The sequence below is a fragment of the Salinarimonas chemoclinalis genome, from assembly GCF_041514305.1.
In the GTDB taxonomy this organism is placed as follows: Bacteria; Pseudomonadota; Alphaproteobacteria; order Rhizobiales; family Beijerinckiaceae; genus Salinarimonas; species Salinarimonas chemoclinalis.
On record NZ_JBGMWH010000022.1, the window covers coordinates 1 to 14325 of the forward strand.

At 71.4% G+C, this 14325-nt stretch carries 14 protein-coding genes; 5 read left to right on the plus strand and 9 right to left on the minus strand.

Features of this window, described 5'->3' with window-relative positions:
• From AB9M23_RS20515 to scpB, 4 genes are all read left to right on the plus strand, one after another.
• Nucleotides 1–276, plus strand: a 276-nt coding sequence (locus AB9M23_RS20515) for an SPOR domain-containing protein (RefSeq protein WP_372426492.1), incomplete at its 5' end; no start/stop codon positions are given.
• A gap of 194 nt (nt 277–470) precedes the next feature.
• Nucleotides 471–1490, plus strand: a complete 1020-nt coding sequence (gene nagZ / locus AB9M23_RS20520; protein ID WP_372426534.1) for a beta-N-acetylhexosaminidase — start codon at nt 471–473, stop codon at nt 1488–1490.
• Between the two features lie 27 nt (nt 1491–1517).
• Entirely contained in the window at nt 1518–2342 is an 825-nt protein-coding gene (locus AB9M23_RS20525; protein WP_372426494.1) for a segregation and condensation protein A, read from the plus strand.
• The gene (scpB, locus tag AB9M23_RS20530; protein ID WP_372426495.1) at nt 2339–3064 is read left to right on the plus strand and encodes an SMC-Scp complex subunit ScpB; all 726 of its coding nucleotides are present in this window, start codon (nt 2339–2341) and stop codon (nt 3062–3064) included. The genes AB9M23_RS20525 and scpB overlap by 4 nt, the downstream gene beginning before the upstream one ends.
• A gap of 59 nt (nt 3065–3123) precedes the next feature.
• Here the strand turns inward: scpB and AB9M23_RS20535 are convergent, their stop codons facing one another.
• The 8 genes from AB9M23_RS20535 to miaA all read right to left on the minus strand — a co-directional run bounded on the left by AB9M23_RS20535 (nt 3124) and on the right by miaA (nt 12488).
• Nucleotides 3124–4929: an IlvD/Edd family dehydratase gene (locus tag AB9M23_RS20535; protein WP_372426496.1), complete on the minus strand. Its 1806-nt coding sequence runs from the start codon at nt 4927–4929 to the stop codon at nt 3124–3126.
• A gap of 290 nt (nt 4930–5219) precedes the next feature.
• A complete protein-coding gene (locus AB9M23_RS20540) occupies nt 5220–6635 on the minus strand; it encodes a Do family serine endopeptidase (RefSeq protein ID WP_372426497.1) in 1416 nt (471 codons plus the stop codon).
• A 77-nt stretch (nt 6636–6712) separates the two neighbouring features.
• Entirely contained in the window at nt 6713–7255 is a 543-nt protein-coding gene (gene ilvN / locus AB9M23_RS20545) for an acetolactate synthase small subunit (RefSeq protein WP_372426498.1), read from the minus strand.
• Between the two features lie 14 nt (nt 7256–7269).
• Complete coding sequence (locus tag AB9M23_RS20550; protein ID WP_372426499.1) at nt 7270–7956, minus strand: glutathione S-transferase family protein; 687 nt, start codon at nt 7954–7956, stop codon at nt 7270–7272.
• 458 nt (nt 7957–8414) lie between these two features.
• Nucleotides 8415–10196, minus strand: coding sequence for an acetolactate synthase 3 large subunit (locus AB9M23_RS20555; RefSeq protein WP_372426500.1), 1782 nt, complete (start codon nt 10194–10196; stop codon nt 8415–8417).
• A 327-nt stretch (nt 10197–10523) separates the two neighbouring features.
• Nucleotides 10524–11165 (minus strand): Shedu anti-phage system protein SduA domain-containing protein, encoded by a 642-nt coding sequence (locus AB9M23_RS20560; protein ID WP_372426501.1) that lies wholly within the window; start codon nt 11163–11165, stop codon nt 10524–10526.
• The gene (locus AB9M23_RS20565) at nt 11165–11440 is read right to left on the minus strand and encodes a hypothetical protein (RefSeq protein ID WP_372426502.1); all 276 of its coding nucleotides are present in this window, start codon (nt 11438–11440) and stop codon (nt 11165–11167) included. The genes AB9M23_RS20560 and AB9M23_RS20565 overlap by 1 nt, the downstream gene beginning before the upstream one ends.
• 97 nt (nt 11441–11537) lie before the next feature.
• Nucleotides 11538–12488: a tRNA (adenosine(37)-N6)-dimethylallyltransferase MiaA gene (gene miaA / locus AB9M23_RS20570; protein WP_372426503.1), complete on the minus strand. Its 951-nt coding sequence runs from the start codon at nt 12486–12488 to the stop codon at nt 11538–11540.
• Nucleotides 12489–12491: 3 nt separating this feature from the next.
• Between miaA and serB the strand changes: the two genes are divergently transcribed.
• Nucleotides 12492–13424, plus strand: a complete 933-nt coding sequence (serB, locus tag AB9M23_RS20575) for a phosphoserine phosphatase SerB (protein WP_372426504.1) — start codon at nt 12492–12494, stop codon at nt 13422–13424.
• Between the two features lie 22 nt (nt 13425–13446).
• Here serB and sseA read toward each other — a convergent pair whose 3' ends face one another.
• Nucleotides 13447–14295: a 3-mercaptopyruvate sulfurtransferase gene (sseA, locus tag AB9M23_RS20580; protein WP_372426505.1), complete on the minus strand. Its 849-nt coding sequence runs from the start codon at nt 14293–14295 to the stop codon at nt 13447–13449.
• Nucleotides 14296–14325 lie beyond the last annotated feature (30 nt).

Sequence of the window (14325 nt, forward strand, 5' to 3'; positions counted from 1 at the left end):
GCGCCCGCCGCCCAGCCGGCGGCGCCCACGGGCGGCTTCGCGGTCCAGCTCGCGATTCGCGGCTCGGAGGACAGCGCGCGGGCGGCCTTCGCCCAGCTGCAGGGGCAGTACGCCGGCATCATCGGCGACGGCCAGCCGATCATCCGGCAGGCGGTGGTCAACGGCAGCACGATCTACCGCGTGCGCGTCGGCCCCTATTCGCGCGAGCGCGCCACCGAGGCCTGCGACCAGATCAAGGCCGCCCAGGGCGACTGCTTCGTCGCCGCCAACCAGTGACGCGGCCCGCGTCCTCCCCGGAGGGGAGGAGTCCGTGCGAAGCACGGGCGGTGGGGCCGTTCGATCATGCGAGCGAGCGGCATCGCCGCCCTCCCCACCCTCCGGCCTTCGGCCTGCGTCCTCCCCTGCGGGGAGGAATCGGTCGCAGCATGACCTCGACCCTTCCCGCGTGAGGTGATCCCGTGCCCGCGTCCATGATCCTCGGCCTCGCCGGCACCGCCCTCGCGCCGGAGGAGGCCGCCTTCTTCCGGGATGCGGACCCCTGGGGCTTCATCCTGTTCCGGCGCAACGTCGAGAGCCCGGGCCAGGTGCGGGACCTGTGCGCGGCGCTGCGCGACGCGGTGGGGCGCGACGCGCCGATCCTCGTCGACCAGGAGGGCGGGCGCGTGCAGCGGCTCGGCCCGCCGCACTGGCCCGCGCATCCGCCGGCCGCCGTCTACCATCGGCTCGATCGCCCGCTCGACGAGAAGCTCGACCTGTGCCGGCTCGGCGCCCGGCTGATCGCCGCCGAGCTCGCCGACGTGGGCATCGACGTCGACTGCGTGCCCTGCCTCGACGTGCCGGTACCGGGCGCCCACGGCATCATCGGCGATCGCGCCTATGCCGACACGCCGGCCCTCGTCGCCCGCTACGGCCGCGCAGCCGCCGACGGGCTCCTCGACGAGGGCGTGCTTCCCGTGATCAAGCACATGCCCGGCCACGGCCGCGCCGGCGTCGACAGCCACCTCGCGCTGCCGCGCGTCGAGGCGCCTCGGGAGGCGCTCGATCCGAGCGACCTCGCGCCCTTCGTGGCGCTGGCCGACATGCCGCTCGGCATGACCGCCCACGTCGTCTACGCCGCCGTCGACGAAGACGCCCCCGCGACGACGTCGCGGCGCGTGATCGCCGAGGTGATCCGCCGCGACATCGGCTTCGACGGGCTCCTGATGACCGACGACCTCGGCATGAAGGCGCTCGCCGGCGGCTTCGACGCGCGCGCCCGCGCGGCGCTGGCGGCGGGCTGCGACGTCGTCCTGCACTGCTCGGGGGCCATGGACGAGATGCGCGCCGTCGCCGCCGTCGCGCCGGCGCTGGCGGGAGACGCCGCGCGACGGGCGGATGCGGCGCTCGCGATGCGCCGGCGGCGCGCCGATCCGCTCGATCCTGTGGATGCCCGTGCCCGCCTCGCCGCCGCGCTCGCCCCGGCGCTTGCTCCCGAGGCGGGAAGCGGGTGATTCTCTCCCGCCGGGGAGAGAATCGATTTGGGCAACGCACGCACCATCGGCTTCGACGAGGAGGACCGCGCACCCGTCCGCGAGGACGGCGAGCCCGCGCTCGTCGTCGACGTCGGCGGCTACGAGGGTCCGCTCGACCTCCTGCTCGATCTCGCCCGGCGCCAGAAGGTGGACCTGCGCGAGATCTCGATCCTGGCGCTCGCAGAGCAGTACATCGCCTTCGTCGAGGAGGCGCGGCGCCTGCGCCTCGAGCTCGCGGCGGACTACCTCGTCATGGCAGCCTGGCTCGCCTACCTGAAGTCCCGCCTGCTGCTGCCGGAGCCGCCGAAGGGAGAGGAGCCCTCGGCGGAGGAGCTCGCCGCGGCGCTCGCCGATCGGCTGCGCCGGCTCGAGCTGATCCGCGCCGCCGGCCGCGCACTCGACGCCCGCACGCGTCTGGGCCGCGACATCCACGCGCGCGGCGCGCCCGAGCCCATCGCGGTGCGCACCCGTCCGCTCTACGAGGCGAGCCTCTACGATCTGCTGAAGGCCTACGCCGCGCAGCGCCAGAAGCAGGTCGCCTCGCGCGTCACGCTGCGGCGGCGGGTGGTCTGGTCGCTGGCCGAGGCGCGCGAGGCGCTGGAGCGGCTCGTCGGCCATGCGGTGGACTGGATGGTGCTCGACGACTGGTTGATGCGCTATGCGACGACGCCGGCCGAGCGCGCGACGGTGCGGGCCTCGGCGCTCTCGGCCTCCCTCGAACTAGCCCGGGAGGGACGCGTGGCGCTGCGCCAGGAGCGCGCCTTCGGGCCGATCTGGCTGCGGGCGTCCGCCGCGCCGCGGGCGGATGCGATCGCGGAGGCCGCGTCATGAACGCCGATCGCCGCTTCGCCGCGCTCTCCGAGCGGCTCTCCACCGAGATCGCGCAGGCGCGCCGGCATGCCGAGCACCTGCGCATGGCCGAGGCGCTGCTGTTCGCGAGCGCCGTGCCGCTCTCCGAGGCGGAGCTCGCCGAGAAGCTGCCGGCCGGGGCGCGGGTGGCGCGGCTGATCGAGGACCTCGAGGCCTACTACGCCGGGCGCGGGGTCGTCCTCGCGCGGGTCGCCGGCGGCTTCGCCTTCCGTACGGCGGGGGATCTCTCCTGGTTGATGGCGAAGGACGTGGTCGAGCCGCGCAAGCTCTCCCGTGCGGCGCTGGAGACGCTCGCCATCGTCGCCTACCACCAGCCGGTGACCCGCGCCGAGATCGAGGAGATCCGCGGCGTGTCCACGTCGAAGGGCACGCTCGATACGCTCATCGAGGCGGGGTGGGTGCGCCTGCGCGGACGCCGGCGCGCGCCGGGCCGCCCGGTCACCTACGGCACGACCCGCGCCTTCCTCGACCATTTCGGCCTCGACGCCATCGGCGACCTGCCGGGCCTCGAGGAGCTGAAGGGGTCGGGCTTCTTCGACGGCCGCCTGCCGCCCGGCCTGTCCGTGCCGCTGCCGTCGGACGACGACGGGCTGCGCGAGGACGAGGAGCCGCTCGAGGCGGACGACCTGTTCGTGCCGCTGGAGATCGCGGCGGACGAGCGGCCGGACGAGGACGAGTCGTAGGGCCGAGCGCCTCACCGCCCGCGCGGACCGCCGGTCTCCTCTCCGCCGTGGATGGGCTATCAATGGTTGTCGCGCGGGACGCCGAAGGTCGTGGCGATGCGCTGGTACTTCGTCGCGGGCCCGAGCGTCATGCCCTCAGAGAGCTGTCCGACCATGCCGCGCTGGATTTCCTGCCAAGGCGTCTGGCTCGCGGGATGGGGGAAGCCGCCTTTCGCCGCGAGCGCCGCGCGGCGGCGCTCCAGCTCCTCGGCGGGAAGCAGGATGTCGGCGGAGCGGCGGTTCAGGTCGATGCGGACGCGGTCGCCGGTCTCGAGCAGCGCGAGCCCGCCGCCGGCGGCGGCCTCGGGCGAGGCGTTGAGGATCGAGGGGGAGGCCGAGGTGCCGGACTGGCGGCCGTCGCCGATGCAGGGCAGGGCGCGGACGCCGCGCTTGATGAGCGCGCCCGGCGGCTGCATGTTCACGACCTCGGCGGCCCCCGGATAGCCGATGGGCCCCGCCCCGCGCATGATCAGGATCGTGTCCTGGTCGATGCCGAGCGTGGGGTCGTCGATGCGGGCGTGGTAGTCCTCCGGGCCGTCGAACACCACCGCGCGGCCCTCGAAGGCGAGCGGGTCGTCGGGGTTCTCGAGATAGCGCTCGGCGAACTCCTTCGTGATCACGCTCGTCTTCATGATGGCGGACTCGAACAGCGTGCCCTTCAGGTGCAGGAAGCCCGCCTTCTCGCGCATCGGCGCGTCCCAGGGGCGGATCACCTCGCGGTCCCGCGAATGCTTGCCGCGGCAGTTCTCGCCCATGGTGGCGCCGTTGGCGGTGAGCGCGTCCTCGTGGATCTTCCCCGCCGCGATCAGCTCGGCCATGACGGCGGGCAGGCCGCCGGCGCGAAAATACTCCTCGCCGAGGAAGCGCCCCGCCGGCTGCATGTCGACGAGGAGCGGGATCTCGAAGCCGACGCGCTCCCAGTCGTCGCAGTCGAGCGGCACCCCCACGTGCTTGGCGATGGCGTTGACGTGGATCGGCGCGTTGGTCGAGCCGCCGATCGCCGAGCAGGCGACGATGGCGTTCTCGAAGGCCTCGCGGGTGAGGATGTCGGAGGGCTTGAGGTCCTCCCAGACCATCTCCACGATGCGCCTGCCGGTGAGGTAGGACATCTGCCCGCGCTCGCGGTAGGGCGCGGGGATCGCCGCCTGTCCGGGCAGCGACATGCCGAGCGCCTCGGCGAGCGCGTTCATGGTCGAGGCCGTACCCATCGTGTTGCAATGGCCGTTCGACGGCGCCGAGGAGCCGACGATGTCCATGAATTGCTGGAAGTCGATGTCGCCGGCCGCGTGCCGCTCGCGCGCCGCCCAGATCACGGTGCCGGAGCCGGTGCGGCTGCCGTCCATCCAGCCGTTGAGCATCGGGCCGACGTTGAGCGCGATCGCCGGTATGTCGACCGTCGCCGCAGCCATCAGGCAGGCGGGGGTGGTCTTGTCGCAGCCGGTGAGCAGCACGACGCCGTCGAGCGGGTAGCCGTAGAGCACCTCGACGAGGGAGAGGTAGGCGAGGTTGCGGTCGAGCGCCGCGGTGGGGCGCTTGCCGGTCTCCTGGATCGGGTGGCAGGGGAACTCGAGCGCGAGGCCGCCCGCGGCGGTGATGCCGTCGCGCACGCGCTTCGCGAGCTCCATGTGGTGCCGGTTGCAGGGCGCGAGGTCGGAGCCGGTCTGGGCGATGCCGATGATCGGCTTGCCCGAGCGCAGTTCCTCGCCGGTGAGGCCGTAGTTGAGGTAGCGCTCGAGGTAGAGCGCCGTCATGCCCGGGTTGTCGGGGTTGTCGAACCACAGGCGGGAGCGCAGCTCGGCGGGAGAGATGCGGCGGCGCGCGGGCATGGCGTTTCCTCGTGGTTGGTCGTGTTCCGGCGCGGGATCATACGCGGCTCGCGGGCGGTGTCGACCGGTCCCGCGGGCGGGGGCGACGCGGTTCCCTTCTCCCCCGTGGCTCGTCGATCAACACGTCTCCCGCACCTGTCCCGGCCCCGGACGACCTGTGCCGGGGAGACGGCCGCAGGACGCCGACGACCGCTGTCCTTCCCTGTAGGGGACGGTGGCTCGGCGAAGCCGAGACGGATGGGGAGCGCTGAACGCGTGTTCGGCGAAGCCGAAGGGAGGACGCGCGTCCCTCACCCCCGCAGGCGGGTGGTGATGGTGCGTCCGTCGCGGTGGATCGTCAGCTCCCAGCTACCGCGGCCCCTGGCGAGGGCGCTCTCGACGTCTCTGCTCGTCTCGATGCGCACGCGGTTGATCTCGAGGAGCGCGTCGCCCGGCCTGAAGCCGTAGCGGGCGGCGAGCGAGCGGGGCGGGACTTCCGCCACGACGACGGCGCCCGACACCTGCAGGAGCCGCAGTTCGTCCGCCACCGCGGGGGAGAGGTTGACGACGAGGGCGCCGTCCAGCGGCGAGCGGGCCTCGATGCGCACGGGATCGCGCGGCGGATCCTCCGGCGGCGGGATCAGGCGCACCCGCACCTCCGTCTCGCCGCCCCGGCGCAGGACGCGCAGCACGCTCTCGCCGCCGACTCCGGCCAGCGCGAAGCGGTAGCCGAAGGCCTCCGTGTCGGCGATGTCCCGCCCGTCGACGCCGAGGATGACGTCCCCGCGGGCGAGCCCGGCCCGCGCCGCCGGGCCGTCCGGAATCACGTCCGTCACGAGCGCCCCGGCGGGGCGCAGGAGCCCGACGCCCTCGGCGAGATCGGGCGTGAGCGCCTGGAGGCTCGCGCCGAGCCAGGGCCGCTGGACGCGGTCGGCGCCACCCGCCGCGCTCGCGACCACCGCGCGCACCATGCTCGCGGGAATGGCGAAGCCGATGCCGTGCGAGCCGCCCGAGCGCGAGAAGATCGCGGTGTTGATGCCCACCAGCCGGCCGGACATGTCGAGGAGCGCGCCCCCGGAATTGCCGGGGTTGATGGCGGCGTCGGTCTGGATGAAGAACTGGTAGTCCGAGATGCCGATCTGCGTGCGCGCCAGCGCCGAGACGATGCCCTGCGTCACCGTCTGGCCGACGCCGAAGGGGTTGCCGATGGCGAGCACCAGGTCGCCCACCTCGAGATCGGCGTCGTCGCCGAGCGGGATCGTGGGGAAGCGCTCGTCGCCGGCGATGCGCAGCACCGCGAGATCGGTGCGCGGATCGCGCAGCACGATCTCGGCGTCGAGCTCGCGCCGGTCGACGAGGGCGACGCGAACCGCGTCCATGCCCTCGATCACGTGGTTGTTGGTGACGACGAGCCCGTCCGCGCTGACGATCACACCCGAGCCGAGCGAGCGCTGCACGCGCTCCTGCGGCATGCCGCCGAAGGGATTGCCGCCGAAGACGTCGTCCCCGAAGAAGCGGCGGAAGAACTCCTCGCGCGGGTCCGACGGCGCCCGCTGCCGGCTCTCGCCGTAGACGTTGACCACGGCGGGCGCGGCGTCGCGGACGAGGGGGGCGAAGGAGAGCTGGATCTGGGCGGGTCCGTCGGGGACGGCGCGGTCCTGCGCGAGCGCGCCGGAGAGCGGCGGGAGGAGCAGGAGCGCGGCGGACAGGACGGCGCGGAGCAGCATGCGCGGCACGGCTCGACCTTTCTGATTCGGACGGGAATGGCTCGCCGGCAGCCTAGCGCATCGCGACCCGGGTCGCCTCACCCCTCCATCGCCTCCGCGCCGCGGCTCATGGCGGCGACGCCGGTGCGGGCCACCTCGACGAGGCCCACGCCGGCCATCAGCTTCACGAAGCGCTCGATGTCCTCGGAGGCGCCGGTGAGCTCGAAGACGAAGGAGGTCAGCGTCGCGTCGAGCGTGCGGGCGCCGAAGGCGGAGGCGAGCCGCAGCGCCTCGACCCGGTGGTCACCCTCGCCCACGACCTTGACGAGGCACAATTCGCGCTCGAGCGCCTCGCCGCGCACGGTGAGGTCGTCGACCCGGTGCACGGGGACGAGCCGCTCGAGATGCGCCTTGATCTGCTCGATCACGCCGGCCGTGCCGGCGGTGACGATGGTGATGCGCGAGACGTGCGTCTCGTGGTGCGTCTCCGATACGGTGAGGCTCTCGATGTTGTAGCCGCGCCCGGAGAACAGGCCCGCGATGCGCGCGAGCACGCCCGGCTCGTTGTCGACGATGACGGCGAGCGTGTGCCGGTTGACGGCCTCGACGACGGGGGCTGCTGGGTAGTGGGTCTGGTTCATGTCGTGCGTTCCTGTCAGGCGCCACGCCTGCGATAGACCGCGATCGCGGGCTCGTCCACCTCGTCGTGGGCGAGAACCCATTCCTCGTCGAGCGCCGCCTCGCGCCATTCCACGAAGGCGGGCAGCGTGAGCACGGCCTCCATGTAGGCGCGGGTATCGGCGTCGACCGGCCAGGAATAGCCGTCGAGCCGGGTGACGACGGGGGCGTACATGGCGTCCGCCGCCCCGAACCGCTCGCCGAACAGGAACGGCCCGCCGGAGCCGAACCGCTCGCGGGCCTCGCGCCAGATCGCGACGACGCGTGCCACGTTCGCCGCGACGTCCGGGCCGCGATCGCGGTGGGCGTAGCGCCGGCCGAGGTTCATCGGCAGGGCCGCGCGCAGGGGCTGGAAGCCCGCGTGCATCTCCGCCGCGATGGAGCGGGCATAGGCGCGGGCGAGATCCTCGCGGGGCCAGATCTCGCTCTCGGGGAAGAGGTCGGCGAGGTAGTCGATGATGGCGAGCGATTCCCACACGGTCGCCCCGCCGTCGACGAGGACGGGCACCTTGCCCGCGGGGGAGTGGGCGAGGATACGCGCCTTGGTGTCCGGCCGGTCGAGGGGCACGAGCACCTCCTCGAAGTCGAGCCCGAGATGGCGCATCAGGATCCACGGCCGCAGGGACCAGGAGGAGTAGAGCTTGTTGCCGATGAGGAGCTTCATCTGGGTCTCCGTCTCCCCTCTCCCGTTTGGGAGAGGGGCCGGGGGTGAGGTAAGGAGGTATCAGGCTAGACCACGATGAAGGCTTCCGCTGTCAAGTTGCGATTCAGCCACCCGTTTCGGGAGCGCCGGCCACTCTCCTTCCCTGTAGGGGAAGGTGGCTCGGCGTAGCCGAGACGGATGGGGCGCGCGGGACGCGCGTTCCGCGAAGCGGAAACGGGGACGGGCGCAAACGGGGACGTACGCAAACGGGGACGGGCGCAGGATCTTCGGCTCGCCCGGCGCGGCCCGCTTCGGCTTCGCCGAACACGCCTTCGGCGTGCCCCATCCGTCTCGCCGCTGCGCGGCGATCCACCTTCCCCTACAGGGAAGGAAATCGCGGGTCGCGATCATCCGATAGAGCGCCGCGGCTGGTGGAGACGTGTGCATCGACAAGCCCGTCCGGGAGAGGGGAGCCTCGCTCACACCAGCATCTTGCCCTTCTCGTCGATGACCGAGCCGATATCCGTCCCGGTCTCGCCCATGTAGTCGTTGAGCAGCATCTCGTTGTGGGCCTTGCCCGAGGGGATCATCGGGAAGCAGTTCTCGGCCTTGTCGACGAGGCAGTCGAAGATCACCGGGCGGTCGACCGCGAGCATCTCGGCGATGGCGCCGTCGAGCTTCCCGGGATCGTCGCAGCGCATGCCCACCGCGCCGTAGGCCTCCGCCAGCTTGACGAAGTCGGGCAGCGACTCGGAGTAGGACTGCGAGTAGCGCCCGCCGTGCAGCAGCTCCTGCCACTGGCGCACCATGCCCATGTACTCGTTGTTGAGGATGAAGATCTTGACCGGCAGGCGGTACTGCACGGCGGTCGACATCTCCTGGATGTTCATCAGGATCGAGGCCTCGCCGGCGATGTCGACCACGAGCGCGTCGCGGTGGGCGAGCTGCGTGCCGATCGCCGCGGGCAGGCCGTAGCCCATCGTGCCGAGCCCGCCGGACGTCATCCAGCGGTTGGGCGCGTCGAAGCCGAAATACTGCGCCGCCCACATCTGGTGCTGGCCGACCTCGGTCGTCACGAAGGTGTCGCGGCCCGACGCCTTCGTCGCCTCGTAGAGGCGCTGGATGGCGTATTGCGGCTTGATCACGCTGTCCGAGTTGCGGAAGGCGAGGCACTTGCGCGCGCGCCACTCCCCTATCTGGCCCCACCAGGACTTCAGCGCGCCCTCGTCCACCGTCGGCGACATCGAGCGCCACAGGCGCACCATGTCCTCGAGCACGTGGCCGCAATCGCCGATGATGCCGAGGTCGACCTTGACGTTCTTGTTGATCGAGGACGGGTCGATGTCGACGTGGATCTTGCGCGAGTGCGGCGAGAACGCGTCGAGGCGCCCGGTGATGCGGTCGTCGAACCGGGCCCCGATGTTGATCATCAGGTCGCAGCCGTGCATTGCGAGGTTCGCCTCGTATGTGCCGTGCATGCCGAGCATGCCCAGGAACTGGCGGTCGGAGGCCGGGTAGGCGCCGAGCCCCATCAGCGTCGACGTGACGGGGAAGCCCGTCAGCCGCACCAGCTCGCGCAGCAGCTCGGAGGCGTGCGGGCCGGCGTTGATCACGCCGCCGCCGGTGTAGAATACCGGCTTCTTCGCCGCCGCCATCAGCTCGATCGCCTGTCGGATCTTGTCCATGTCGCCCTTCACCTTCGGGCGGTATGTCTTGTGCTGGTTGTCGCGCGGGCGGGCGTAGAGGCCGGTCTTGAACTGGATGTCCTTGGGCAGGTCGATCACGACCGGGCCCGGGCGGCCGTTGGCCGCGACGTAGAAGGCCTCGTGAAGGATGCGCGGCAGGTCGGCGATGTCCTTCACGAGGTAGTTGTGCTTCGTGCAGTGCCGGGTGATGCCGACGGTGTCGCATTCCTGGAACGCGTCCGAGCCGATGAGGTGCGTCGGCACCTGGCCGGTGATGCACACGAGCGGGATCGAGTCCATCAGCGCGTCGGTGAGACCGGTGACGGCGTTCGTCGCGCCGGGACCGGAGGTGACGAGCACGACGCCGACCTTGCCGGACGAGCGGGCGTAGCCCTCCGCCGCGTGCACCGCGCCCTGCTCGTGGCGCACGAGCACGTGCTCGATCGTCTCCTGATGGAAGAGCGCATCGTAGATCGGCAGCACGGCGCCGCCGGGATACCCGAAGATATGCTCGACGCCCTGGTCCTGCAGGGCGCGGACGACCATCTCGGCTCCGGTCATCATCTCGCTCATCACGCTCGTCCTTCGTGTCGTCGTCCGTGGTCGTGTGACGGTTCGGTTGGGGGGGCGGTGTGTCGGGTCGATCTCGTCGTCGATCTCGTCGTCGATCACTCGGAGGCAATAAAAAAGGGCCCGTCGGGGGGCCCTCGTGCGCCATCGCCGGATCGTGCGGGGCTCAGCCCCGCTCCGTCGATGGCGCTCCGATTACGAGAATGATCTTGCGCATGGGGTGCGGATCTCGGCTCGAATTGTGCGTGGGACGTTAGGGGAAGGCGGCGGCGGGGTCAACCGGAAATCTCGGCTTCGGCGCTGCGGCGCATCCCCCGCGATGGTTGCGCCGGATCAGAGGGCACCGCGCTCCATCTTCCTGAGGCCGAGCCAGGACTGAAAATCGTTACAGAGCTCATCGAATGTCAAGAGCGTGAGCGTGAAGCTGTCCGCCTTGACCTTGTTTCGGCGCCACTCCCACCGATCCTTTCGAATCACAGTCGAGAGGGATGTGGAGCGCCCGATCACGAGCACGCCCACGATGTTCGGCCGCTCGCCCCCCAACGCGTCCACGTAGTCGCCGTTCCGACGGTAGTGGTCCAACGCCCAGGTCCAGTCCACGACCTGGCTGAACCCCTTCTCGAAGCGGCGCGCCCACGGATCGACGCCACGCTGACTCTCTTCGAAGATGTGACGGTCGGTGGCACCCTCGAATTCGACCAAACAGATGTTGTCCGTGCCGGCTCGGCGGACCACAAGATCGGCCCTGAAGTGAGGTAGAATACGAAATTCGTGCCCAATGAGGTCACCAATGCCCAGCCGGCTATTGTACAAGCCAACCATTGCGCAGAGATTGGGCCACTTCCTGAAGTTCTTCAGAACTTGTTCGCGTTCCGCGAGATCGGTGTTCGCTTCTAGGAGGTGCTTGAAATCCGCCAGCTCGGCTTCGGCGTCCGCCAAGCTGAACCCATGGCTGACGAACGGAGGCTTCGACATCAGTTCTGCGCGACAACCGATGTGATCACGACCGCATCGCCTTGCTGCTTGAAGATCACACGCAGCTGCCCCACTCGTGCAACGAAAGTGTCGTCCACACCAGCAATTTTCTTCACAGTCGACGCGTCCAGTACGCTCGACTTGACCGTCTCAAGAACGGCGTTGGCTTCACTCTTGTCGAAGGGATACAGAGACGAGATCATGTTCGCGGCAGAGTTGCTGACGAGAACACGTCCGCCGAGCGGGACGCCTTCATGACGCTGTGTGTTGTCCATATGCGCCTCCTGCACCCTCAGCTGACCGCCTCGAACATAGGATGCCGAGAAGCAGGCGTCCACCAATCAGGGAGGAAAGCAGGCGATGCTGCGCCGATCAAGGTGTGACCCAATCTCGCGCCTCCCGTGCCTCCACCCACCGCCACCCCGGCATCGAGTTCCGGAACCACGTCACCTGCCGCTTGGCGTAGGCCCGCGTGTCCGCCTGGCCCTTGGCGATCGCCTCGGCGAGCGACATCCGCCCCTCCAGCGCCGCGATCAGCCCCGGCACGCCGTGGGCGCGCATCACCGGGAGCATCGGGTCGAGGCGGCGGGCGGCGAGGGCGGCGACCTCGTCGAGGGTGCCGGCCTCCATCATCGCGAGGAAGCGGGCGTCGATCCGGGCGCGGATCTCGGCGCGGTCGGGCGCGAGGAAGACCTTCTCCACACCGTCTCCGGAGAGCGGGCCGGGCGCCCGCGTGTCCCAGAATGCGGCGATGGAGCGTCCCGTCGCCGCGTGCACCTCGAGCGCGCGCATCACGCGCAGCCTGTCGGACGGGCGCAGGCGCGCGGCGCTCGCGGGGTCGCACGCCGCGAGGCGCGCGTGCAGCTCGGGAGTCTCGCGGCCCTCGCACGCTGCGCGCACGGCCGCGCGCACGTCGTCCGGGACGGCGGGGATATCGGAAAGACCATCCGTCAACGCCTTGAAGTAGAGCCCCGTTCCGCCGCAGAAGATCGGCAGGCGCCCCTCGGCCTCCACCTCGGACAGCACCGCGGTCGCGTCCGCCAACCAGCGGGCCACCGAGTGGTTCACCGCCCCGTCGACGTGCCCGTAGAGCCGGTGCGGCGCGGCCGCCTCCTCCTCCTTCGTCGGGCGGGCGGTGAGGATGCGCAGGTCGCGGTAGACCTGCATCGAATCGGCGTTGATCACGACGCCGTTCCGGCGCCGCGCGACGTCGAGCGCCAGCGCCGACTTGCCGGACGCGGTCGGGCCTGCGATGAGAAGGGCCCTCACAGCGCTCGTTCCTCCCGTCGAGTTCCTGCCTCCGAGATGCCCCGCGGATCGCACGCCATGACGCACGTCGCAACCCTGATCGCCGGCCCCGGCGCCCGCCTCGACGACACGCACGTCGCGCGCGCGTCCGCACTGCTGCCGGGCGCCGCGCCGCACCCGCTGTCGGAGGGCGTCGCGATCGACATCGCCTTCGCGCCGGGCGCGATCGAGGACCCCAACGTCGCCCCCCTGGGCGAGGCCGTGCTGCTGTCCGACTACGCCAACGCGATCCGCGAGGCGATCGGCGCGGTCGAGGCGGGAATCGACGTCGTGGTCCAGCCGGTCCGACATCGTCGCAAGCGGCTGTTCCTGGCGGACATGGATTCGACCATGATCGGCCAGGAATGCATCGACGAGCTCGCGGACTACGTCGGGCTCAAGCCCGAGGTCTCGGCGATCACCGAGCGCGCCATGCGCGGCGAGCTGCCCTTCGAGCCGGCGTTGCGCGAGCGCGTCGCGCTGCTCGCGGGCCTGTCCGAGACGATCGTGCCGGAGATCGTCGCCGAGCGCATCCGGCTCACGCCCGGCGGGCGGGCGCTCGTGCGCACCATGCGGGCGAACGGCGCCTACACCTGCCTCGTCTCCGGCGGCTTCACGCTCTTCACGGGGCCGCTCTCGCAGGCGATCGGCTTCCACGAGCACCGCGCCAACGTGCTCGTCGTCGAGGACGGCCGGCTCGCGGGGCGGGTCGAGGAGCCGATCCTCGGGCGCGCGGCCAAGTACGCGACCCTCGTCGAGCTGCGCGAGCGCCACCGCCTCGGCGAGGCCGACACGCTGGCGGTGGGCGACGGTGCGAACGATCTCGCCATGCTCGGCGAGGCGGGCCTCGGCGTCGCCTACCACGCCAAGCCCGCGGTCGCCGAGGCCGCCGCCGCGCGGATCGACCACGCGGACCTGCGGGCGCTGCTGTACGTGCAGGGCTATGCGGACGCGGAGATCGTGGGGGAGTGAGTGCGGGCGACCTTCGGCCGCCTCACCCCTCGTCCGTCTCCACCGGGCAATCGTCCCGGCTGCCCCATTCCGCCCACGAGCCGTCGTAGAGGGCGCGGGCGGGGCGGCCGATCTCGGCGAGCGCCAGCGAGAGGATCGCGGCGGAGACGCCCGAGCCGCAGCTCGTGATCACGGGCCGGGACGGATCGACGCCCGCGCGCGCCAGCGCGGCGCGGATGGTCTCGGCGTCGGCCAGGCGGCCGTCGCGCAGGATCTCGGAGAAGGGGACGTTGAGCGCGCCGGGCATCCGCCCCGCGCGCACGCCGGGGCGCGGCTCGGGCGCGTGGCCGGCGAAGCGCTCGGCGGGGCGCGCGTCGACCACCTGGGCCGAGCCGGTCTCGAGCGCGCGCCGCACGTCGGCGAGATCGGCCACCGCGGAATGATCGAGCCGCGCCGTGAAGGTCGCCTTCGCCCGCGGACGCGGCGGCCCCTCCTCGATGGGGAGCCCCGCCGCCGTCCAGGCCGGGAAACCGCCCTCCAGGATCGAGACGTCGGCGGCGCCGAAGGTGCGGAACGTCCACCAGACGCGGGGTGCCGCGAACAGGCCCGCGCCGTCGTAGACGACGATGTGCATGCCGTCGCCGATGCCCATCGCGCCCACGGCCGCGGCGAAGGCCTGGGGGGAGGGGAGCATGTGGGGGAGGTCCACGACCTCGTCACGCACCGTGTCGATGTCGAAGCGCACCGCGCCGGGGACGTGCGCCGCGAGGAACTCGGCCTGCGGGTCGCGCCCCATCGTCGGCAGGTACCAGGAGGCGTCGACGACGACGAGGCCGGGGGCGCCGAGGCGCTCGGCGAGCCAGGCGGGCGAGACGAAGGGCGTGTCTGTCATCGGGCGCTCCTGTGAGACGGGCCGATGATC